This is a genomic window from Novosphingobium sp. P6W (genome assembly GCF_000876675.2).
Lineage (GTDB): Bacteria > Pseudomonadota > Alphaproteobacteria > Sphingomonadales > Sphingomonadaceae > Novosphingobium.
Genome location: NZ_CP030353.1, coordinates 378667 through 399928 on the forward strand (window position 1 = coordinate 378667; position 21262 = coordinate 399928).

The window sequence follows — 21262 nt, forward strand, 5'->3', positions numbered from 1 at the left end:
AATCGAGGACAGAGCAAGTCATGGCATTCACGGCGCCCCATCGTTTCCCCGCCATTCGCCGTCTGGGCGCGGCCAGCGCCTTGGCGCTTGCGCTGTCGCTGGCGGGCCAGGCCCACGCCGAAGCACCGGCCGACGACGCCGCAGATGCCGGCGGCAGCGGCGACGTCATCCTGGTCACCGCACAAAAGCGCAGCCAGAGCGTGCAGGACGTGCCCGCATCGGTCGTGGCGCTGGGCGGAGACGCCCTTCGCGACCGCCTGATAACCCGCGCCAGCGACATCTCGCGCTTTGTTCCCAGCTTTAGCGCCGACACCTCGGTCGGCAACCTGACGCCGCGCTGGTACTTGCGCGGCATCGGCAACTCGGTCCCCGGTAACGGCCAGACCAGCCCGGTCGGCATCTACCAGGACGAAGTCTACGTCGGCATTCCCGTCGCGCAGGCCTTCCCGATCTTCGATCTCGAACGGGTAGAGGTGCTTTCCGGCCCGCAAGGCACGCTGTGGGGCAAGAACACCACTGCGGGCGCAGTCAACTTCATCTCGCGCAAGCCCTCCTTCGACGCCAGCGGTTATGCCCGCGCCGAATATGGCAGCTATGGCTCCACCTTGCTCGAAGGCGCCTGGGGCGGCCCGCTCAGCGACAAGGTAGCCGTACGCTTCGCCGGCCATTTCCGCGACGACGACGGTTTCACCAAGAACCGCCACGACGGCTCCCCCATGGGCAAGAACCGCGAGGCGGCGGCACGCTTCTCCATCCTCGCCAAGCCGACCGACACCTTTGAGGCGCTGCTGCGGGTGCAGTACCGCGACTACAAGAACACCGGCGACATCATCTACCAGGGCCTTGGCACCACCGACCCCGCCGGCTTCCCGATCCCGAAGAGCTACAAGAACAATTCGTCCTTCGGCAACAGCGGCCAGGACCTGCGCCAGCGCGGCGTGCAGCTCAACCTGGACTGGGACGTGGGCGACCTGCACCTCACCTCGATCACCGGCTACAACGAGTTCAAGCACCGCTCCGAACTGGGCACACAGGTCAACCACGAAGGCACCCACACTTACAGCAGCCTCGACGCCAAGGCGTTCAACCAGGAACTGCGCCTCGCCTCTCCCGACGAAGGCCGCCTGAAGTGGATCGTCGGCGCGCACTACTATTACGAGAAGCTGGATTCCGAGGCCGCCACCGCCCTGCTCCCCAACACCGTCGGCCTGCGCCCAAGCTGGACCAACACGCAGTTCGTCCAGAGCAACAACAGCTATGGCCTCTTCGCCAATGTCACCTATGAGCCGATCGACAATCTCGAAATCATCGTCGGCGGCCGCTACACCTGGGAAGACAAGGCGATCGATCTCGACACGATCGGCACCGCGGCCGGCGGCGCCGGCACCCTGACCTATCTCGACACGGTCGCGTTCTGGTCGCGCAATTCGGTGACCGGCAGCGCCATCGCCACCCGCGCGGTGCAGGATACCAAGCGCAACTGGCGCGCGTTTACGTATGACGCGACCGCGAAGTACAACGTCACGACAGACCTCAACGTCTATGCCCGCTACGCCAAGGGCTTCCGCTCGGGCGGCTTCAACACCGGCGCGACGCTGCAGACCCAGGTCGCGACGGTCGATCCCGAATTCGTCAAAAGCTACGAAGTGGGCATCAAGTCCGAATGGTTCGGCGGGCGCCTGACCGCCAACCTCGCGGCGTTCTACAACGACTATTCCGACATCCAGGTCACCGTGATCCAACTGCCGCTCAGCCAGCTTTCGAACGCCGGCAAGGGCTGGTCGAAGGGCGCCGAGGCGGTCATCACCGCACGTCCGGTCGATGCGCTGCGGCTGTGGGGTACGCTGGGCCTGCTCGATACCAAGTACACCTCGTTCCCCAACTGCAAGTCCGGGGTCGATTGCTCGGGCAACCAGTTCGTGCGCGCGCCGCACGTCACTGCCAGCGTCAGCGGCGAATACACGCTGGAAGTGGGCAACGGCCACCAGATCGTGGCCGAAACCAACTGGTCCTACCGCTCGCACCTCTACTTCAACGCCGGCACCCAGGCCGCGCCGCTGGAACAGGACCCCAAGTGGCTCGGCAATGCCTCGCTGGCCTGGAAGCTGCCGAATGACGTCAAGCTGTCGGTCTTCGCGCGCAACCTGACCAACAGCCACGCCGCCTCGACGATCATCCCGTCCGCGAACTTCGGTTTCATCAAGTACATCATCGAGCCGCGCGTCTGGGGCGGCGCCGTTTCGGTGAGCTTCTGATGCCGGGCCGCGACGCACACGCCGAACGTAGGCGCCAACTCGTCCTCGGCGTTTTCCTGACGCGGCACGGGCATCATCCGGGATCGTGGCGACTGCCGGGTTCGCCCGGCGGCGGCGATCCCGACTTCGCCTATTGGCTGCGCCTCGCGCAGACGGCGGAGCGCGGCAAGCTGGACTCGGTGTTCTTCGCCGACTTCGTGGGCATGGCGGCCGACGACGTGCGCGGGGTGGAGCGCCGCCCCGCCGGCGGCGGCTTTGAACCGCTCAGCCTGATCTCCGCGCTGGCCGTGACGACCCGCAACATCGGCCTGATCGCCACGGTCAACACCAACTTCGCCAATCCCTATACGCTGGCGCGGCAGATGGCCTCGATCGACCACCTGAGCGGTGGACGGGTGGGGTGGAACGTGGTGTCCTCGCTGTCGCCCGGTTCGATCCGCACCTTCGGCGTCGATAGTCCGCTGGACCACGCCGGCCGCTACGAACGCGCGGCCGAATTCATCGCCTTGGCCAAGAAGCTGTGGGACAGCTGGGACGACGGCGCCTTCGACCATCCGGACAAGGCCGCCGGGCATTACCTCGATCCGGCCAGCGTCCACCCGGTCTCCCACCACGGACGCCATTTCCATTCGGAATCGATCCTCGACGTGGCCCGCCCCGTCCAGGGGTATCCGGTCTTCGTCCAGGCGGGCAATTCCGAAACCGGCCGCGACTTCGCTGCCCAGCACGCCGAGATGATCTATGCCGCCGCGCAGTTCGTGGAAGACGCGCGCGATTATTACGACGACGTCAAGGCCCGCCTGCCCGCCTACGGCCGTGCGCAGGACCAGCTCAAGGTCACGCCCGGCCTGTCGTTCTCGATCGGCGCCACCGAATCAGAAGCCCGCGAAAAATTCGAAGCGCTGCAGCAGAAGGTCGACCTCACCGGCCCGATCGAACTGATCGGCGAGGATGTCAGCCACTTGCCCCTCGACGCGCCGCTTCCCGATGATTACCCGGTGCCCGAAAACGGCAAGGGCCGCTGGGAACAGATCGTTCGCCTCGGCAAGCGTGAGAACCTGACATTGCGCCAGCTTGTGCTGCGCTACAACGTCGTGCGCGGCCACCGCATCGCCATCGGCACGCCGACACAGGTCGCGGACCAGATCGAGGACTGGTTTACGCAAGGCGTGGTGGACGGCTTCAACCTGATCCCGCCGCTGAACCCCGGCTTCCTTGAGGACTTCGTCGACCTCGTCGTCCCCGAACTGCAGAAGCGCGGCATTTTCCGCACCGAGTACGAAGGCCGCACGCTGCGCGAAAACCTCGGCCTCGACCGGCCCGTCAACCAGCATCACCGCACCCCTGCCCCGGCCCCGGCCGACCTCGCCGTCTGATCGAAAGGATTTCCCGCATGGCTACCCAAACCGCCGCCCCCGCCTCGACGGCTCCCAGCGAAATCTGGTTCACCCGCTGCCCGGTGCCGACCGCGACGGGCCTTGCCTACAAGCTGGGCTGGCTGGACGAAGAATTCGCGGCCGATGGGGTGCCGGTGCGCACGCTCCAGGAATCCACGGCCGAGAACGCGCTGCACCATTACGATCACCGCCTGCCCACCCTGATCCGCGAAGGCGGCAATATCCTCGCCTTCGCCGCGCGCGCGCAGGGCGAGCCGACCAAGCTGGTCGGTCTCACCTGGATCGAGGAAAGCCAGGTCATCCTCGTCCGCCCGGACAGCGGCATTACCGAACCGGCGCACCTCAAGGGCAAGCGCCTGGCCCTGCCCGGCTGGACCGACCATGAGATTCCCAGCCACCTGCGCGGAACCAGCATTTCGCGCGGCATGTCGCTGCTGGGTTACAAGGGCGCGTTGCACGCCGGCGGGCTGACCTTCGATGACGTCGATCTGGTCGAGGTCGACGGCACGATCCGCAACATCGGCGGCGCGGGCCGCGACAGCGAACCGGGACGCACCTCGATCAACCGTCTCTGGGCGATCCACGCCCTGGCAGCGGGCGAGGTAGACGCGGTCTACGTCAAGGGTGCCTCGGCGCTCGATGGCGCGCGCGAAGCCGGCGTCGTCGTCGGCATCAACCTCGATGCCCTGCCCGACCGCGCCTCGCGCGTGAACAACGGCACGCCCCGGCCGATCACCGTCCACCAGAGCCTGATCGACAACCATTTCGATTATCTCGTGCGCTTCCTCGAAGCCACCCTGCGCGCCGCCGACTGGGCCGCGCAGAACGTCGAGCGCGTGCACGAAGTCCTGCAGTTCGAAACGCGCGGGAGCGTGGAAGCGGTGACGCAGGCCTACGGCGCAGACTTCCACAAGACCCTGCACCCCACGCTGGACACCGATCGCCTGGCGCTGTTCGACCAGCAGAAGAAAGCGCTGGGCCTGTTCGGCTTCCTGGAGCGTGATTTCCCGCTGGCCGATTGGGTCGATCCGCGCCCGCTGGCAGCCGCCTACGAACGGCTGCGAGGCTGATGTAATCGTGGCCCCGGACTAGATTCGGGGCCACGACCTTTCGTGTTTTACCAAACCCCCGCCGCCCACCGGACGGCGGGGGTTTGGGTTACTTCCGCCCCGCCGGCAGCGCGCTGCGCGCATAATCCAGCGGCGGCTTACGGTTGCCGACCAGCGGCACATACTTGAAGTCGGCGCCCTGGCTGCGCTTGAGTTCCGCCTTGGCATCACGCAACTTGTCGGGGTTCAGGAATAGCTGCGCGCCCGAGAGCGCCAGCGTCTTGGCCGCCACTTCCGCGCCTTCCACGCCGATCGACGTGCCGCTGGCCGAAGCCGCCTGCCAGCTATGCGGCGCGGTTCCCGGCACCCAGGTCGCTGTGCCGAGGCTGGCGGTGGGAACCACCCAGCTGATATCGCCGACATCGGACGAGGCCGACCCCTTGCGCCCGAAATCGTAGGCCCCGATGTCCGATGGCCCGCCTTTTTCAGCGCCCTTGGGCAGCGTCTTGGCGATGGCATCGGCGTAACGCTGCTGCTCGGGCGTGTAGCTGTACCCGCCCACCCGGCGCAGGCTGGTATCGACTACCTTGCCCAGCGTGTCATTGGGCAAGGTGCCGAAGCTGCCACCGATGATCTCGTAGTCAAACTTGGTCCCGGTGGCGAGCGCGGCGCCCTCGCCCGCCTTTACGACGCGTTCAAACACATCGCGCACCACCGCCGGGTCGTAATGGCGCACGTAGTAGAAGCTCTCGGCATGGGCAGGCACGATGTTGGGCTGATCGCCGCCATCCATGATCGTGTAATGGACCCGCGCGTCCGAGGGGATGTGTTCGCGCAGATAATTCACCGCGACGTTCTGGATTTCTACCCCGTCCAGTGCGGAGCGGCCGCGTTCCGGCGCTGCCGCCGCGTGAGAGGCGACGCCGGTAAAGCGGAACTTGGCCGTCACCATCGACAGGAGTTGGCCCTGCGAAGCCCCGTTGGCGCTGCTCGGGTGCCAGCTCAGCACCGCGTCCACGTCCTTGAAAAAGCCATCCCGCACCAGATAGACCTTGGCGAAGCCGCCTTCCTCGGCGGGGGTGCCGTAAAGGCGCGCGGTGCCCGGTGTACCGCTTGCCTTCAGCCATTTCGCCAGCGCGATCGCGGCTTCCACCGATGCGGTGCCCAGCAGGTTATGCCCGCAGGCATGGCCGGCCAGGCCGCCCCGCGATTGCTCAACCGGCTGGTCGGTCTGCGACAGTCCCGGCAGGGCATCGTATTCCGAAAGGAGCGCGATCACCGGCCCGGTATTGCCGTAGGTGGCCGTAAAGGCCGTTGGCATGCCGTCCGTGCCGGCCTCCACGCGAAAGCCCGCAGCCTTGAGTTGCTGCTGGAGCAGCGCCGAACTCTGGTCCTCGTGGAAGCCGATTTCGCCCCATTCCCAGATTTTACGGGCATTGGTTGCAAGCTGGCCTTTGCGCGCGTCGATCCCGGCGATGATCGCGGCGGTGTCCTTGTCGGACAGCGCCTCGGCCCGCGCCAGCGGTGCCGCCGCGAAAGCGAGGACGCCCAGCGCGGCACACGTCAGAAGGTGATATTTCATGATCGAAGTCTCCGTGCCGCTCAGAACGAGCTGGTCAGGTTGATGCCGTAAGTGCGGGGCTGGATAGTGGTGACGGTTTCGGTAAGCCCGCCCAGCGTGTTGCCGGCAGAGGTACGCCCGGCCTTGTCGAACAGGTTGCTGACGTAGAAGAACACGCCGTACCGCTCACCCCGCGCGCCGATACGGGCGTTCGCCAGAGCATAGTCGCCGACCTTGCGATAGCTGGTCGAAGTCGGACGGAAATCCGCGCGTGAGCCACCGACGTAGGCCAGGTCTGCGCGCACCAGCCCGTTCCAGCCTCCCGAACCGAGCGCCCATTCGTATTGGCCGGCGAAGCTGATCGTGTGCGGCGCGATGAACGGGATCTTGTCGCCGCGCCGCGCGGTCGAGGCGAGCGGGGTGACGCCGTCGGGCACCTGGTCCTCGGTCAGCTTGGCGTCGGTGAAGGCGGCATTGACGTTGACCGTCAGTCCGCGCGTCGGGTTCAGCGTGGCTTCCGCCTCGATGCCCTTGATCCGCGCCGCACCGGCATTGCCCAAGTAGAGGAAGCTGCCGCTGTTGATGCTGACCTGCATGTCCGACCAGTCGGTGATGTAGCCGCTCAGGTTAAGGATCAGCGCATCACCGCCGAAGGAGGTCTTGATACCGCCTTCATACGTAGTCAGCTTGTCGGGGCTATAAGCCAGCGCCTGTGCAAGGCCCAGTACCTGGTTGACGCCGCCGGGCCGATACCCGGTCGCCACCTGACCGTATACGAGGACGTTGCTGGCCAGCTTCCAGCTGACGTTGCCCTTGTACAGCCAGCCGTTATTCTTGGTCTTGTAAGTAGCGAAGGGCGTCACGCGGGTCCGCAGGATGTCCAGGCCGATCGTGGTGTCGCCGCCCACGATCTTGTCGTAGCTGTAGTAGCGCCCCCCGCCGGTCAGGGTCAGCCCCTCGACCGGGGTAATGGCGATCTCGCCGAACACCGCCTTCTGCTTGAGGTGGTCTACGACGCGGCGCTGCAGCAGCGGCGCCGCGCCTTCTACCTGCGACCCGTCGGAGGCATTGGTGCGACGCGCTTCGGAAAGCACCTTGGCGTCGCGATCCTCGTAGAAACCTCCGACGGTCCACTGCAACCACGAGTTGCCGGTGGACTGCAGGCGCAATTCGTTGGTCCAGTCGGTGACCGATTGCGGCTGATAATAGATGACCGGCGTAAGGCCATCCACGTAGCGGTTGTACGCAGCGAAACCGGCCGGAGTGGCGCAAACCGCCCCGGTGAAGTGCGTGGCGCAGCCCGAAGCCGTACGGAAGCTGTTGAACAGAGGTGTCGGATCACGCGTCACCAGCGTGTCGCGGTCCTGGTAGCTTGACGTTGCGACGAGTTCGGCAAAGCCCAGGTCGGCATGGGCGGACAGACTGTAGAGGCGCTGCTTGTCCTCATAGGGCACCTGCGATGCGTTGACCGCGTTGTACTTGCCGGCGCTCGGCGACCAGGTGCTGGCGCCGCCCTCGGTGTAGAGGAAGTGCGCCCCGCCATCGATCGTCAGCCACGGCGCCGGGGTGAAGCGCACCAGAATGCGGCCACCGTCGCTGCGTTCCGAATTGATGCCCTTTAGGCCCAGGCCCGGATTGTAGACCCAGCCATCGCTCTGCCGCCGGAAATAGACGCTGCGCACTGCCAGCAGGTCCTTGACGATCGGCACATTGAGCGCAGCGTTGAGCTGGTAGCCCTCGCCGCCGCCTTCGGTGGTGGTGGCGCCGACATCGATATGGCCGCCGAACTCGGAGTCCGGCTTGCGAGTAACAAGGCGGATCGTGCCGCCCACCGCGCCAGCGCCGTAGAGCGTGCCCTGCGGCCCGCGCAGAACTTCGATGCGTTCGAGATCGAACAGCTTGAAGTCCGACTGGCTGCCGCCCGGATCGCTGGTGGTGCCGGGCGGGCCGGCAACCGGAGTCTCGTCGTAATAGATGCCCACTTGCGCGTCACCCGCACTGCGGATGCCGCGCAAGGTGATGCGCCGCTGGCCCGGCCCCGCATCGGTGATGGTGAGACTGGGCACCGCGCGGACCAAGTCGTTGGCGGAATCGATGTTCGCCGAACGCAGCGTGTCGTCCGAGATCGAAGTGATGCTGGCAGGCGCATCCTGCAACCTGACCGCGCGCTTGAGCGAGGTAACCACAATCTCTGCGCCGCCGCCGCTTCCAGCCCCGGATGCACTTTCGGCCGCGTCTTCCGCTGCCACCGCATTTGCGCCAAAACCGGAAACAAGGACACTGCCGAGCGTGGCGGCAACGGCGACATTCAAATACTTGGTCATGGATCCCCCTAATGATATGCGGGGATTTCCTAACAAGAACCATGCCAACGCCCTCCGCCCCCAAAACGATGGTTCGTCGTCCGACGCGCTGGTCATTGCCAGCCATCGCTACTGCGTAAAATGCGATATGTTGCGGAGATTGCAGCAAAAGCGCGCATTGGGGGCGCGTGTCCGAAACGGACTGTCAAATCGGGCTGTGACAGCTGCCGATAGTGCAGTGACAGCCAATTCTGCGCCCGGGATACGGCACGGGTTTCCGCGCACCTGATCGTCATCCCCGCGCGGGCGGGGATGCATTTCTCTGCTGGTGCAGTGGAGTATTTGTGTTTGCGAGGGCCGCGCCCAGGCGGGCGCCGCTATGGGCAATAGCGAACGCGGATTGCCCCGCGAGCTTGTGCTTGCGGGGTGTGATGGATGGTTGGTGTGTTGTTGTTAAGATTGGTTGCGGGGGCAGCAACCACACAATGACCATTACACAATTAAATTTATGTTTTATAAAGATATTTTGTTCAAATCTGAGCGCGCACCCCTCACGATACCCTTTTTGTCCGTCTAATGCGTCAGTACGCAAAATAAATGCGACAAACCGCCTTCCGCGAAGTCCGCGCAGCCACAGTTTCAATGTAGCGCCGGCAGCCCCAAGCGCCTCCAAAGCCTGCCACAAAAGAGGCCTAGTCTGATATATGATATAGGATAGCTGCCGCCATGGCTCCGAAGACCCGAAGCCGGAAGTCAGTCTAGATCGTCTTGCGTGCCTTGAGTAGCCCCTAGATTTCTGGACGCCTTTTATCTTAATTTTGAGGACAGGAGACGACGATGGGGAAGCCTAATTTCAGCGATGAGTTCAAGCGTAATGCGGTGGCCCAGATCACCGAACGTGGGTATCCGGTAGCGAAGTTTTCTGAACGGCTCGGCGTCAGTCAACATTCGCTGTACGCATGGAAGCGGCAACTGGCGAAGGTGGTGTCTGGCGATGCCAGCAAGGATGCCGAGATCCGCCAGTTGAAGCGCGAGCTGCCCGGGTGACCAAGGAGCGCGATATACTAAAAAAAAGCCACAGCGTATTTCGCCAGGGATGCAAAGTGAGATACGCATTTGTTGCCGAGCATCGTGACTGATCTGCCCCCACCGAGTGGACCGTTTGGTTTGTTAGTGGATTAAGCCCATCGCCGCCATATCCGGTCGGAGGTGGAGCGGAGCGGAACCGGAGGCCGGATATGGCGGTGTCGCCGTTTCCGGTGCCGGTGGTCGGTATCCCAGACTGCTATGCGGGCGGACGGTGTTGTAATGCCGCCGCCAAGCTTCGATCAGCACCTTGGCTTCGGCGAGGCTGTAGAAGATCTCGCCGTTGAGCAGTTCGTCGCGAAGCGACCCGTTGAAGCTTTCGTTATAGCCATTCTCCCATGGTGATCCCGGCGTGATGTAGAGCGTCTTCACGCCGATCTGCCCCAGCCATTGCTGGACGGCGGTCGCGATAAATTCGCTGCCATTATCGGACCGTATATGTGCCGGAGGGCCGCGCGAGATGAACAGGGCGGCTAAGGCCGCCAGAACATCCTCATGCCTGAGCCGACGCGCCACGACGAGCGCCAGGCACTCCCGGCTGGCCTCATCGATGATGGTCAGGATGCGGAACTTGCGGCCATCATGCGTGCGCCCTTCGACGAAGTCGTAGGCCCATACATGTCCCGGATATTCCGGCCGCAGGCGGATGCAGGATCCGTCATTGAGCCATAGACGCCCGCGCTTTGGCTGGCGCTGCGGGACTTTCAGTCCTTCACGCCGCCATATCCGCTCGACACGTTTATGGTTCACCGTCCACCCTGCATGGCACAGCAACGCCGTGACCCGGCGGTAGCCGTAACGACCATATTGCTTCGCCAATGCAATGATGTCCTCGGTCAGTGCCTGTTCGTCATCTGCCCCGCGCGGCATCTTGCGCTGCGTCGATCGATGCTGACCCAGCACCCGGCATATCCGTCGCTCGGATACCCGGACTGGCAGATCCCGTCGTACCTGATCGATGCAGCGCCGCCGCCGCGCGGGGCTCAGAAGTTTCCCCGTGCAGCCTCCTGCAGGATCAGCTTGTCCAGCGTCAGGTCCGAGATCGCCCGGCGCAGCCGCTGGTTCTCCTTCTCCAGATCCTTCATCCGCCGCGCCTGATCGGTCTTCAGGCCGCCATACTCCTTGCGCCACCGATAATAGGTCTGCTCGCTGACCGCGATCCGCCGGCATGCCTCGGCAGTCGAGGCTCCCTGCGCTAGCACAATCTCAACTTCACGCAGCTTGCCGATGATCTCTTCCGACTTGTGCTTCTTGCTCGGCATTCAATGCCTCTTTCATGGTCCAGACTATCATAGTCTCTGGGCCACTCAGCGGGGGACAGATCAGTCCCGCCAAGCACGAGCCGCGCCACGCCGATAGCCACGCCGAGAACTTCGTGCGCCGTGGAATGGTAGTGATGATAGTCGAACACGGTGTCGCACCACTGCGGCGGCCAGCCATTGCCCCTGAACAGCGCTTCGAACGCGGCGGCAACATCCGTCTGATCGGTAACAGCTTGGCGATAGAAGACGACCGGAAGATAAGGGTTGTTGGGCACCCAGCCATTTTCATCGAGCAGGAACTGGTTCGTTTCCATCAAGTGTCTTCCTTGGTTTTGCGGCGTCTGCGCACAGGCTTGTCGGCGAGCTCGATCCAGACCGGTGCGTGATCGCTGGTCTTCTCCCATCCGCGCGGCGCGCGATCGACCTCGCCTGCCACGAGGCGCCTGGCGGCGGGACCATTGAGCAGAAGATGATCGATGCGAAGACCGGCATCGCGCTCGAAGGCGCCGCGCCAGTATTTCCAGAAAGTATAGATCGTCTCATGGGGATGCAGATGGCGCAGGGCGTCAGTCCAGCCCTGGTCCAGCAGGCGGGCGTAGGCTTCGCGCACTTCCGGCGCGAAAAGCGCGTCGTCGAGCCAGCGCTCGGGCTTATACACGTCCTGGGCCGTGGGCATCACGTTGTAATCGCCGGCGATGACCACCGGTGCATCCAAAGCGACGAGACCAGCGAGATGCTCGTGCAAGCGCTCGAACCAGCGCAGCTTGTAGTCGAACTTGGGGCCGGGGCGCGGATTGCCATTGGGCAGGTACAGGCCGCCGATAAGGATGCCGTTCACGGCAGCCTCGATGTAGCGACTGTGGGTATCATCCGGATCGCCTGGCAGCCCTCGCCGGGTCTCATGGATTTCGCCGACGCGGCTGAGGATTGCTACGCCGTTCCAGCTTTTCTGGCCTTGCCAGATCGCATCATAGCCCAGGTCGCGAATAGCATGCTCTGGAAATTTCTCGTCCAGTGCCTTCAGTTCCTGAAGGCAGACAATCTCGGGCTCGGCCTCCTCCATCCAGCGCAGCAGCACCGGCAGACGGCCGTTGACGCCGTTGACGTTGTATGTCGCGATCTTCACAGGTCGGGCAGCTCCTGATCGGCGCGCCCCCAGCCTGCCAAGGCTTTAGACCCCGCTCGGTTGAGCAATTCTGCCGCATCACCGATGTGGAAATGCGCGGGCGTGTCGATCGTCTCCATCTCCTTCCAGGTGATGGGCACTGCCACCGGAGCGTCCGGCCTTGCCCGCACGCTGTATGGCATCACGGCGGTGGCGCCGCGCTGGTTGCGCAGGTAATCGACAAATATCCTGCCCTTGCGCTGGGCCTTCGGCAGAGCGGCTGTGAAATTTTCCGGGTCGGCCTGCGCCACGGCGCGCGCGAGGCGGTGTGCAAAGTCCTTCACTTCCGGCCACTGGGCGCGCGGCACCAGCGGCGCGATGACGTGCACCCCCTTTCCTCCCGTCACCATCGGAAAGGTTTCGAGGCCAATAGACTTGAGGATATCGCGAAAGTGAAAGGCGGCGCTGCGCACTGCCTCGAAGTCGAGCCCCTCATCCGGGTCGAGATCGAAGACGAGGCGGTCGGCCTTCTCCACGTCCTCGATCCTGGAACCCCATCCATGAAACTCGATGGTCCCCATCTGCACGCAGGTCATCAACCCGTCCGGCGTATCGAGGTACAGGTAAGGCTCCGTGTGGCCGTCTTTCTCGAGAATTCCGACCTGGCGCACGGCTTCGCCGAAGCTGCCGGCATCGTGCTTCTGGAAGAAGCACTTCTTGGCCCGGCCCTGCGGACAGCGGACCAGGCTGATCGGACGTGAGCCCAGCCAGGGCAGCATGACGGGCACGACGGCGGCGTAGTAGTCGGCCAGCTGTCCCTTGGTAATTCCGCTTTCCGGGAAGATCACCCGGTCCCGGTTGCTGATCGCAACGGCAGAAGCGGCAACGTCCGCGCTCGCGACCGGCGCTTCGGTCTCCAGAACCACGGCCTCAGCCTTCTTGTCCTCGCGTAGGCCAAGGTAGCTAGGATGGCGCAAGGTGCCTTCGTTGGTCATCTCGGTATAGGCGATCTCCGCAACGAGTTTCGGCGCCAGCCAGTGCGCGCCGCGGACCTCTGAGCGCGGCGCTTTCACCGTCGGTGCCTTTTGCTCGAGCGGCTTCATGATGCCCATCAGCCGCATGATCTCATCATTGCCGAAGCCGGTACCGACCTTGCCGGCATAACGCAGCACGCCCTCTTCGTGGACTGCGAGCATCAGCGAGCGAAAGGCACGGGATGTGTCCGACGGTGTCCAGCCGACGATAACGAACTCCTGGCGCTTGATGCACTTGGTCTTGAGCCAGCCTCCGGACCGCGACCCGATGTAGCGGCCGTCCGCTCGCTTGGAGATCACCCCCTCGAGTCCGGCATCGCAGAAGCTGCCCAGCAGCTTCTCGCCGCTGCCGACGATGTGCTCGGAATAGCGCAGGATGCCCCCGTCTTCTGGCAGGATCGCTCTCAGCCGATCCTTGCGTTCGGTAAGCGGACGCTGGGTGAGATCTTCTCCATCGAGTTCGAGCAGATCGAAGGCCATAAAATCGATCGTGCCCGATGCCCCCTTGAGCGCACCTTGCAGCGCCTGGAAGTTTGACCGTCCGTCCGCATCGAAGACCACGGCCTCGCCGTCGATCAGCGCGGATTTGACACCCAGGCTTGCGGCGGCGTCGACGATGCGGCTGAAGCGATCGGACCAGTCGAGACCCGAGCGCGTATAGGCGCGGGCACGCTCGATGCCGACGGCAAGCAGGACGCGGTATCCGTCGTACTTCATCTCGTGAAGCCAGTTCGTCCCCGCGGGCACCGAATCGACCAGCTTGGCGAGTTGCACCGGGCGGAACGCTGGAGGCGCAAGGCCAGGCCGCTTCTGTTTGCGAGGCGCAGAGCCAGCGGATTTACGCGCAGAGGTCGAACGGGCCATTACGGTATCCTCCTTCCTGAAGAGAATGATCCGCAGGGCAAACACGTTCCACCGCTGATCAGAGTCGCTTTGGCGCAGACAAAGAGCGGTGCCCTGTGCGTGCGCGAAACTATCGAGCCGACTTTTTGGTTGTAACCTTATCAGATCAAGGAGAAGTGACATGGCCGACAACAAGGAGCTTCGCGGGCCGCAGGATTCCTCGCGCATCGCCATCGGCGAGGATTATGAGGTTGAGTACTGGTCCAAGAAATTCAACGTCAGTGGCAACGAGCTCGCAGCTGCCGTCAAGGCGGTGGGCGACAGCGCTGATGCAGTAGAGCGTCATCTGAAGAACAAGTGACCGCCGCGGTCGCGGGCAATTGCGGCCCATTCCCGGAAAACGCCGGGCTGGGCCTCGCCAAGCCCTGTTGATAAACCTGTGGCCTCGCTGGTCATAAGCTGCGGATGATTTCTGGCATATCGGTGCCGTGCCTGACCTGCGCATCAGCTTGAGCGCAGATTGGGCGCGTTGTCGGCGACGGTGTTCCTGTAACAGCTAGGACAATCGCACCCCTGGCCGTCGGACAGATCCAAGCGATGGCGATCGCGGCGGGCCCGAATTGGGGAGAGCCGGATACCGCCTCTCCAGTCAGCGTGCTTTTGATCCAACAAGGTGCCGGAGAAAGGCGCGGCCAGCCCCTGTGCTCAGCTGAACACCGGCAAACCTGTCTGATCTTGCGGACGGCTCTTTGCCGGCACCGACTAACCAGGCAGCCGCTGGTGCTTAAAGCCGGGTATATTAGAAACAGCACCGCATCAATCGGCCGGTGCCTGGTGAGCATCAATTGAGCCTGGGTCAACGCCGGGGCGCTTTAGGCTCTCACCCCCTATCCAGACCACGCCGATCGCGACGAGGAAAATGAGGACGAGGGCAATGGCTATGTATGGCAACTTCTTAGGTGGGCCACCATCGCGCGGGGTCGGGCCGTGCTCGTGAATGCGGTTCTGGCCGTCGGTGTCCAAAATTCGTCCCCTTGAAAGAGATCAGTGCGCGGGGGAATTAGGGTCGGCCGCGATCGTCTTCGGTCTTGAACTTCGGATCGCGCCGAGTTCCCGCCTGCTCTGCGTCGGTGCTGTCGAGAGGATGTTCCTTGGCCGCCTCGCCGCCCGGCTGATCCGTCGGAGCGGCTCCCACGCCGCGCGTGCCGCCGGTAACCAATCCGGGATTCAGCCTCTCTTCCTCCTTGTCGTAGCGATGGGCTTTGTCCTCATGGGTGCGGTTAGTGGGTTCGGTCATAGCTGTTTGCCTTTCGATGGTAGGCTTACTCAACCACATAACCGGACCGTCGTTCCGCGTTCCTTGATTGACGAAACCGACATGCTCCTCGTCATGCTCGCATGTGCAGCCTGGCTGGCTGCGGCGTGGTCCCCATGATCTCAGTATATCGCGCTTCAGCGACACCGTAAAATCGGCCGCAGTATGCTTCCAGCCCAGGCCTGTCCCTGATCGTGATCATGCCTCGCTGCGCACGGATAAAGGCACTGGCCTCCAAATTGTGGACTGCATGGGTGATGCTGGCGCGCCGCACGCCGAGCATGAGCGACATGCTTTCATGGGTGAGTGCAAGATCATCGGTGTCGGTTCGGTCACGGTACATCAGCAACTTGCGAGCCAAGCGTTGCTGGACACTGGCACGAACCCCTGCGCTCGCTGCGAGACTTATCTGCACCATCTGGGCTTGAATGTATCGAGACAGGTACATACGCAAATTGACACTGGAGCGGACGCAGTCCTGGAAATCGCCGATCTCGATGAACAATGCCTCGCCTTCTATCTGAACAAAAGCGTCTCGTTGGGGTATCAGGTTGGCAATGGCTGCGGTGCCGATCATTCCCTCGCGTCCGACCACGCCGACCTCGATGGGGTCGCGCACATCACCGGTCTCGAGACTTGAGACCACTCCGCTTTCTATGAAACATATACTGGTAAGAGCTGAACCCGTACGCTCGAGATGAGTTCGGACTGACAATCGGCGCCGAGCGCACAGGGGCCACAAACGCAGGCGTTCCAGCGCTCCCATCCCCAGAAGTAGCCAGTTCGTTGTTTTGCCAAAGCTCGTTTCGGCTTTCATGGGCATCTCCTCTCCGCTTAGACTTTTATCACAACTTCTCCGTTTGTCTTACAAGGGCAACGACTGAGCTAAGCCAACGTTCCTCTAACAACGGGTCTAACAACCTTGCGATAGGCTCAGCTGAAGAGGCCTTTTAATATTGATCCAAGTTTAGTTCCGGGATGGTGCGGTAGCGTACACTGTTTTTACTACTCGAATCATGATCTCTTGCGATATCTGAAGCCGTCGCAGGGGTATAGCCGGGCTTAGGCGCGGTACAGAAGGGGCCAATCCGATTGGACGAACCAGCAGTGCTGGCAATTCGGAACTAACCGAAGGATTTTCTGCACATGTTTGAGACGCCGCAGAACTGGCGCGCCGGTCTTAATTTGCCGCGGCCTGCCCACCGTTCATGGTCTGAACTGACGCAGCCGCCGCGTGCGCGCCTAGCGCCAAACGAGATCGACCACTTGAGGAGCCGTTTCTGGGCGGTCGTCGATGGTGCTCCCTAATAGAGCGATTTGATCCTCCGTGGCTCCGCGCGGCGTCCATTTGAGCGTCGCGTATGGCCGTTTTGCCCTCAAGGAAAAGAGAGACCGATGACTGAGTTCAAGCATAACATCGACTGGCGCCACGGTTTTTCGCCGTTTTTGGGCGTTGAGCGCTTTGTCGAGCGTGCCGAAGCGGCCCGCAATGCCATCAGCGAGCAGGCTTCGGCGGCCAGAACCTATTTGCAAGTCAGGCTCAATCCGGTTTCGATCGTATATTCAACTCGACCGGGAAGTTGTCGGCGGCAACCGGCCCGGCGGAGCGCATGAATGTCATTTCCAGCACCGTGATGGAGAGTTCCCGTGCGCAGATCGATAATCTCGGGAGCTGGGCCCAGCTCTACTCGCGCCGCTACGCTGACTTCCTGGCCTCTTTCGCAGTAAAACCGTCGTAGCAGAAACACAGGTTCGACGAGTATTTTGCGCCAATGGGCTCGGCCTGCGGCGCGCCGCCAGTGTGAAACGCCGACTGGCATCGAGTGCAAAACTGTCCGGGGGTGCTTTGACCCTCTCGCAGCAGCAAGACCATTGCATTCCCGCTTCGACTTAAAGCCCTGACCAGATCTTCGCGAGAGCCATCATCTCGTTACCGAGGCGACCCGGAGGGCGGTCCATGCCGGACCGACCACCAACTGCCGGCGGAGCGAATGCTCCGCCGGCCTTTTGCCTGCGATTACCCTGGATGGGCCTTGCCAGGCCAAACGGTGCTTTATCGATCGCACTGGACTTGCCGAGGCGAGTTTCTTTCAGCTCAGAGTTGGCGCCTCATCCAGCACTTTGCGGAAGTAGACCACGCGCTCGGTTTCCTCAAAATCAAGCGCGGCATGCACGTCGTGCGCGGCGGTGTTTTCGAGCAGGGCATCGGAGGCCAGTTCACGGCATCCCATGCTGCGGGCCCAAGCCTCGACCGCTTCGATCAGCCCCCGGCCGACGCCGAGCCGGCGGCTGCTCTCGGCGACATATAGCCCTTCGAGGAAGGCGACCGGACTGGTGTCGCAGCCATTGACGTAATCACTGCGCAGCGCTGCCTCTGCAAAACCAACCGCCTCGCCCGCGGCATTGCGCCCGAGAAAGCCGATCAACGAGCCCGGCTCGGACAGCGCCTCCAAAAGATCGTCGCGGTGGTCCGCCGCGTCGGCGACCGGCCAGAGCGCCGCCCGCAGATTGGCCCAGTCGTCGAGGTTGTGTTCCCCAGCTACTTCAATCCGCACCATCATGCCGAACGCTCTTCCATCGTCATCGGGTCGGACGCTGTTTGCGGTGCGGCGCTCTGAGGTCCAGAGCGCCGCACTGCCTCAGATCAGCCGTTCAGCTTGTCCTTCATCGCCTTGGCCGGCGTAAAAGCGAGCTTCTTCGACGCCTTGATGGTCATGGCCTCGCCAGTCGCGGGATTGCGGCCTTCGCGCTCCGGGCTGTCCTTGACCTTGAACTTGCCAAAGCCATTGAGCGAGATTTCCTCGCCCTTGCTGGCCGCCTCGGCGATGGCGTCGAACACGCCGTCTACAACCTTGCGCGCATCAGCCTTGGTCAGGTCGTGAGCCGAGGCGATGGCGTCGGCGAGGTCATTGTTATTCATTCGTGTTCGTCCTGTCGAAGTTTGAAATCGTTGTGCGCCCGCGCGTCTTGGCCAATTGGCAAGCCGCGCTAGCCCCGCCAGCATGGCTCAAACCCGCCGCAGATCAAGGGTTCCGCCGGCACCCGGCACTGCCATACTACCGCTTGTCCACAGCCTGTGGATATCGAGGCGCGATCAAACGCCTCGCGCGGCCGGTATGTTCGCTGTATGTTCCATTGCTTATGGATTCGCCTGACCACCCCCTGCCGGATGATATCGACGTCCCCGAAGGCCGGGAGCGTCTCGGCCGGGCGCACCAGCTGCGCGTGGACATCGCCATTGCGCTCTCGCTTGCGCCCGCATGGCTGCGCCGGTCTTTCGCGGACCGTAATCCCGCCAAAGCGCGCGGCGCCAAAGTGGAATTCTCCGAGCGGATTGCAGCTGCGATAGAACGCCGCTTCATCGTGACCTGGCGCGGCTCGTGCGACACCGCAGACAATGCCCGGCCGATTGAGGAAGGCGGTCCCCTCTTCGGCGGCCCCGATTTCCAGGATCCCCTTGAACCGCATTGTCTCACGGGATCTGTCTGCGGCGGCGCGGCGTTAGGACGAGAAGAACATACAGCGAACTTTAGGTCCGGTGAGCACCATGACAAGCACAGCTAAGTCGGAAAGACTGCAGTCTCTCATTGCCCAGGTCCAGGCAATCGCGCCGGTATCACGCACGGACGCGCCTTCGCTTCCGTTCGGCATTGTAGGGATCGACGACAAGCTTGCGAGCCGGGGTTTGGCGAGTTCGGCCCTGCATGAGATCGCCGGAGAAACGGCCGCCCTGGGCGACGATGCCGCCGCAACCCTGTTCGCGGGCGGGATCGCAGCCCGCGCCTCGCAGGGCGATGTCCTGTGGATCATGGAGCGCCCGGACCTTTTCGCGCCGGGCCTCGCCGGCGCGGGTATCCCGGCGAGCCGGCTGATCCAGGTCGAAGCGGGGCGGGATGCCGATGCGCTGGCCGTCATGGAAGAGGCGCTGCGCCATGGCGGCCTTGCCGCCGTGGTCTGTGAAGCCGCGCGTATCGGCATGACCGCGACCCGCCGCTTGCAACTGGCAGCGGAAGAAGGCGGCACCATGGCGCTGCTGCTGCGCCGCTGGCGGCGCGCTGCTGAAGATCCGCTCGCCCAGCCATCATCCGCCGTCACCCGCTGGCGTATCGCCTGCGCACCGTCTGAGGCGTTGCCGGTGCCTGGCGTTGGCCGGGCACGCTGGCAGGTCTCATTGGTTCGCCAGCGGGGCGGCGATCCTCAATCCTGGCTATTGGAGGGCTGCGATGCGACGGGTTGCCTCGCTGTTCCTGCCGAGCCTCGCCGTCGATCGGCTGCGCCGCGACGCCGCGAGGACCGGCAGGCCGCCTGAACAGGTTAAACCTCAGCCCTTGCCCGTTTCCGGCTTCGAGCCCGAAGACGGCTCGTCATGCTCGTGCCCCCGCGGCGGCGGGTGGCGGCCTGGCGCGCGCTGGGCGCAAGGGTCAGGCGCTGGCGCAGCCATGGCCGCGCCCGGCAAGGATATCGACAGCCTGCCGGCGCACCAGCGGCCATCGCCGCGCGAGCTCGGGCGCCGTTCGGAGGCCGCGGACAATCCTTTCAAAAGCGATCGCCAGAGGGACGGGGCGAGGACGCCCGGATCCGCCGCGCAACCCGCGCTGTCCGGCGATGTTACTGCCCCTCCCCTGGTCACAAGAAAGACCGACCGCCAGCGGGTGATCATTGCCGCCGCGGATAGCTCGGCACTCGCGCTTGGGCTCTATTCCGGCATGGCGCTGACACAGGCGCGGGCTCTGGTACCCGAACTTGATGTGCAGGACGATGATCCGGCCGGTGACCTGCGCGAGCTGGAACGGCTGGCGCTTTATGCCGTGCGGCGCTGGAGCCCCACCGCGCAGGTCGATGCGCCTGATGGCCTGCTGCTTGATCTCACCGGCGTGCCGCACCTCTATGGCGGCGAAGAGCAGATGGCGCGGCGGATAGTCCGCTTCTGTAGCCGCATCGGCCTCGATGCCCGGATCGCCATCGCCGGCACCGCGGGCACGGCGCATGCGCTGGCCCGTTACGGGTCACAGCGTGTGACCATCTGCCCCCTCCACGGGGAACTCGCCGCGATCGGAACCCTGCCCGTTGCGGCTCTGCGCCTCGAACCCCGGCAGCATGAAACCGCAAAGCGCCTCGGGATTGAACGGATCAATGATCTCGTAGCGATGCCGCGCGCGCCGCTGAGCCGCAGGTTCGGTGCCAGCCTGCTGACCCGTCTCGACCAGGCGACCGGGCGGGTGGCCGAGCCGCTCGTCGGCGTCGTGCCGTTCGATGTGCCGCAAGTCGAACGCCGCTTCGCAGAGCCGATCGGCGCGGCAGAGCCGATCGCCCATGCCATGGCCGAACTCGCCAATCGCCTGGCGCATGACCTTCTCGCGCGCGGACTGGGCGTACGCCTGCTGCGCCTGGTGTGCGAACGTGTCGATCGTGAAGAGCAGATAGTTACGGTGGGCACCGCGCGGGGTACCCGGGACGTGCCCCACATGCTGCGATTGCTGGGCATGAAGATCGAGACGATCGAACCCGGTTTCGGCATCGAACGTATGAGCCTCGTGGCACTGAGGACCGAGCCGCTCGGCGCCGTTGCCTTGGGCGCGGACCTCGGCCTCGGCGAAGACGCGGACGTCGCCCTGCTGATCGACCAGATCGTCACCCGGCTCGGCCGCGGTGCCATCTATCGCTCGACGATGCGCGAGAGCGACGTGCCCGAGCGCAGCATCGGCCGGATCGCGCCGACGCAAGCCGCCGTCTGCTGGCCTACGCACTGGCCTCGCCCGGCCCGCATCCTGGCGCGCCCGGAGCGGATCGCCAACGTTCTGTCGGAACTTCCCGATCAACCGCCCAAGCGCTTCGTGTGGCGCGGCATCACGCACAGCATCGTGCGGGCCGATGGCCCGGAGCGGATCGCCGGAGAGTGGTGGCGCCGGACGGGCGAAAGCTACGCGGTTCGCGATTATTTTAGGGTGGAGAACGAGCGCGGCGAGCGCTTGTGGGTCTTCCGCCGCGGTGACGGCGAGGATCTGCGTTCGGGCGACCTCTCGTGGCATGTGCACGGCATCTTCGGGTGAGC

18 protein-coding genes and 1 pseudogene are annotated in these 21262 nt (G+C 63.8%); 9 read left to right on the top strand and 10 right to left on the bottom strand.

Annotated elements, in window-relative coordinates; genetic code table 11:
• Positions 1-20: 20 nt before the first annotated feature.
• Genes TQ38_RS18100 through TQ38_RS18110 form a run of 3 tightly spaced genes read left to right on the top strand, consistent with a single transcriptional unit; the run spans position 21 to position 4722 of the window.
• Positions 21-2255, top strand: coding sequence for a TonB-dependent receptor (locus TQ38_RS18100; RefSeq protein ID WP_052505906.1), 2235 nt, complete (start codon positions 21-23; stop codon positions 2253-2255).
• On the top strand, positions 2255-3631 hold the full coding sequence (locus tag TQ38_RS18105; protein ID WP_043978255.1) for an LLM class flavin-dependent oxidoreductase: 1377 nt from the start codon (positions 2255-2257) through the stop codon (positions 3629-3631). Before TQ38_RS18100 ends, TQ38_RS18105 begins: the two co-directional genes overlap by 1 nt.
• A gap of 17 nt (positions 3632-3648) precedes the next feature.
• Positions 3649-4722: an ABC transporter substrate-binding protein gene (locus tag TQ38_RS18110; RefSeq protein WP_043978257.1), complete on the top strand. Its 1074-nt coding sequence runs from the start codon at positions 3649-3651 to the stop codon at positions 4720-4722.
• An 88-nt stretch (positions 4723-4810) separates the two neighbouring features.
• Here TQ38_RS18110 and TQ38_RS18115 read toward each other — a convergent pair whose 3' ends face one another.
• On the bottom strand, positions 4811-6283 hold the full coding sequence (locus TQ38_RS18115) for an amidohydrolase (RefSeq protein WP_043978259.1): 1473 nt from the start codon (positions 6281-6283) through the stop codon (positions 4811-4813).
• Between the two features lie 20 nt (positions 6284-6303).
• Positions 6304-8586 carry a TonB-dependent receptor gene (locus TQ38_RS18120; RefSeq protein ID WP_043978260.1) on the bottom strand — a complete coding sequence of 761 codons (2283 nt, stop codon included), beginning with the start codon at positions 8584-8586 and terminating at the stop codon, positions 6304-6306.
• Positions 8587-9402: 816 nt separating this feature from the next.
• Between TQ38_RS18120 and TQ38_RS18125 the strand changes: the two are divergent.
• Positions 9403-9698: pseudogene (locus TQ38_RS18125) on the top strand (transposase); the annotation flags it as partial.
• 37 nt (positions 9699-9735) lie between these two features.
• Here the strand turns inward: TQ38_RS18125 and TQ38_RS18130 are convergent.
• From TQ38_RS18130 to ligD, 4 genes are all read right to left on the bottom strand, one after another.
• Positions 9736-10913 (bottom strand): IS3 family transposase gene (locus tag TQ38_RS18130; RefSeq protein ID WP_113941991.1). Its coding sequence is split into 2 segments (ribosomal slippage): positions 9736-10649 and positions 10649-10913, totalling 1179 coding nucleotides; the frame shifts between segments, so codons are not numbered across the junction.
• Positions 10847-11227, bottom strand: coding sequence for a hypothetical protein (locus TQ38_RS30025; RefSeq protein WP_162792282.1), 381 nt, complete (start codon positions 11225-11227; stop codon positions 10847-10849). Before TQ38_RS30025 ends, TQ38_RS18130 begins: the two co-directional genes overlap by 67 nt.
• Positions 11227-12039, bottom strand: coding sequence for an exodeoxyribonuclease III (gene xth / locus TQ38_RS18135; protein ID WP_043980284.1), 813 nt, complete (start codon positions 12037-12039; stop codon positions 11227-11229). The genes TQ38_RS30025 and xth overlap by 1 nt, the downstream gene beginning before the upstream one ends.
• Positions 12036-13916 (bottom strand): DNA ligase D, encoded by a 1881-nt coding sequence (ligD, locus tag TQ38_RS18140; protein WP_082057984.1) that lies wholly within the window; start codon positions 13914-13916, stop codon positions 12036-12038. Before ligD ends, xth begins: the two co-directional genes overlap by 4 nt.
• A gap of 160 nt (positions 13917-14076) precedes the next feature.
• Here ligD and TQ38_RS18145 point away from each other — a divergent pair, with 160 nt between their 5' ends.
• Positions 14077-14256: a DUF3606 domain-containing protein gene (locus TQ38_RS18145; protein ID WP_043980282.1), complete on the top strand. Its 180-nt coding sequence runs from the start codon at positions 14077-14079 to the stop codon at positions 14254-14256.
• Between the two features lie 699 nt (positions 14257-14955).
• Here the strand turns inward: TQ38_RS18145 and TQ38_RS18150 are convergent.
• Both TQ38_RS18150 and TQ38_RS18155 read right to left on the bottom strand, forming a co-directional pair.
• A complete protein-coding gene (locus TQ38_RS18150) occupies positions 14956-15192 on the bottom strand; it encodes a hypothetical protein (protein ID WP_043980281.1) in 237 nt (78 codons plus the stop codon).
• A gap of 91 nt (positions 15193-15283) precedes the next feature.
• A complete protein-coding gene (locus TQ38_RS18155; protein ID WP_162792283.1) occupies positions 15284-16027 on the bottom strand; it encodes a Crp/Fnr family transcriptional regulator in 744 nt (247 codons plus the stop codon).
• A gap of 578 nt (positions 16028-16605) precedes the next feature.
• On the opposite strand from TQ38_RS18155, the gene TQ38_RS30030 reads away from it, so the two are divergent.
• Positions 16606-16824: a hypothetical protein gene (locus TQ38_RS30030; RefSeq protein WP_162792284.1), complete on the top strand. Its 219-nt coding sequence runs from the start codon at positions 16606-16608 to the stop codon at positions 16822-16824.
• Between the two features lie 476 nt (positions 16825-17300).
• Here TQ38_RS30030 and aac(6') read toward each other — a convergent pair whose 3' ends face one another.
• Both aac(6') and TQ38_RS18165 read right to left on the bottom strand, forming a co-directional pair.
• Positions 17301-17771, bottom strand: a complete 471-nt coding sequence (gene aac(6') / locus TQ38_RS18160; RefSeq protein ID WP_043980278.1) for an aminoglycoside 6'-N-acetyltransferase — start codon at positions 17769-17771, stop codon at positions 17301-17303.
• 83 nt (positions 17772-17854) lie between these two features.
• Positions 17855-18130 (bottom strand): HU family DNA-binding protein, encoded by a 276-nt coding sequence (locus TQ38_RS18165; RefSeq protein WP_043980276.1) that lies wholly within the window; start codon positions 18128-18130, stop codon positions 17855-17857.
• A 2-nt stretch (positions 18131-18132) separates the two neighbouring features.
• Between TQ38_RS18165 and TQ38_RS18170 the strand changes: the two genes are divergently transcribed.
• From TQ38_RS18170 to TQ38_RS18180, 3 genes are read left to right on the top strand one after another with little or no spacing between them, the layout of a single operon-like run.
• Positions 18133-18774 (top strand): hypothetical protein, encoded by a 642-nt coding sequence (locus TQ38_RS18170; RefSeq protein ID WP_162792285.1) that lies wholly within the window; start codon positions 18133-18135, stop codon positions 18772-18774.
• Entirely contained in the window at positions 18758-19519 is a 762-nt protein-coding gene (locus TQ38_RS18175) for an ImuA family protein (RefSeq protein WP_240198132.1), read from the top strand. The genes TQ38_RS18170 and TQ38_RS18175 overlap by 17 nt, the downstream gene beginning before the upstream one ends.
• Positions 19434-21260, top strand: a complete 1827-nt coding sequence (locus TQ38_RS18180) for a DNA polymerase Y family protein (protein ID WP_082057982.1) — start codon at positions 19434-19436, stop codon at positions 21258-21260. Before TQ38_RS18175 ends, TQ38_RS18180 begins: the two co-directional genes overlap by 86 nt.
• Positions 21261-21262 lie beyond the last annotated feature (2 nt).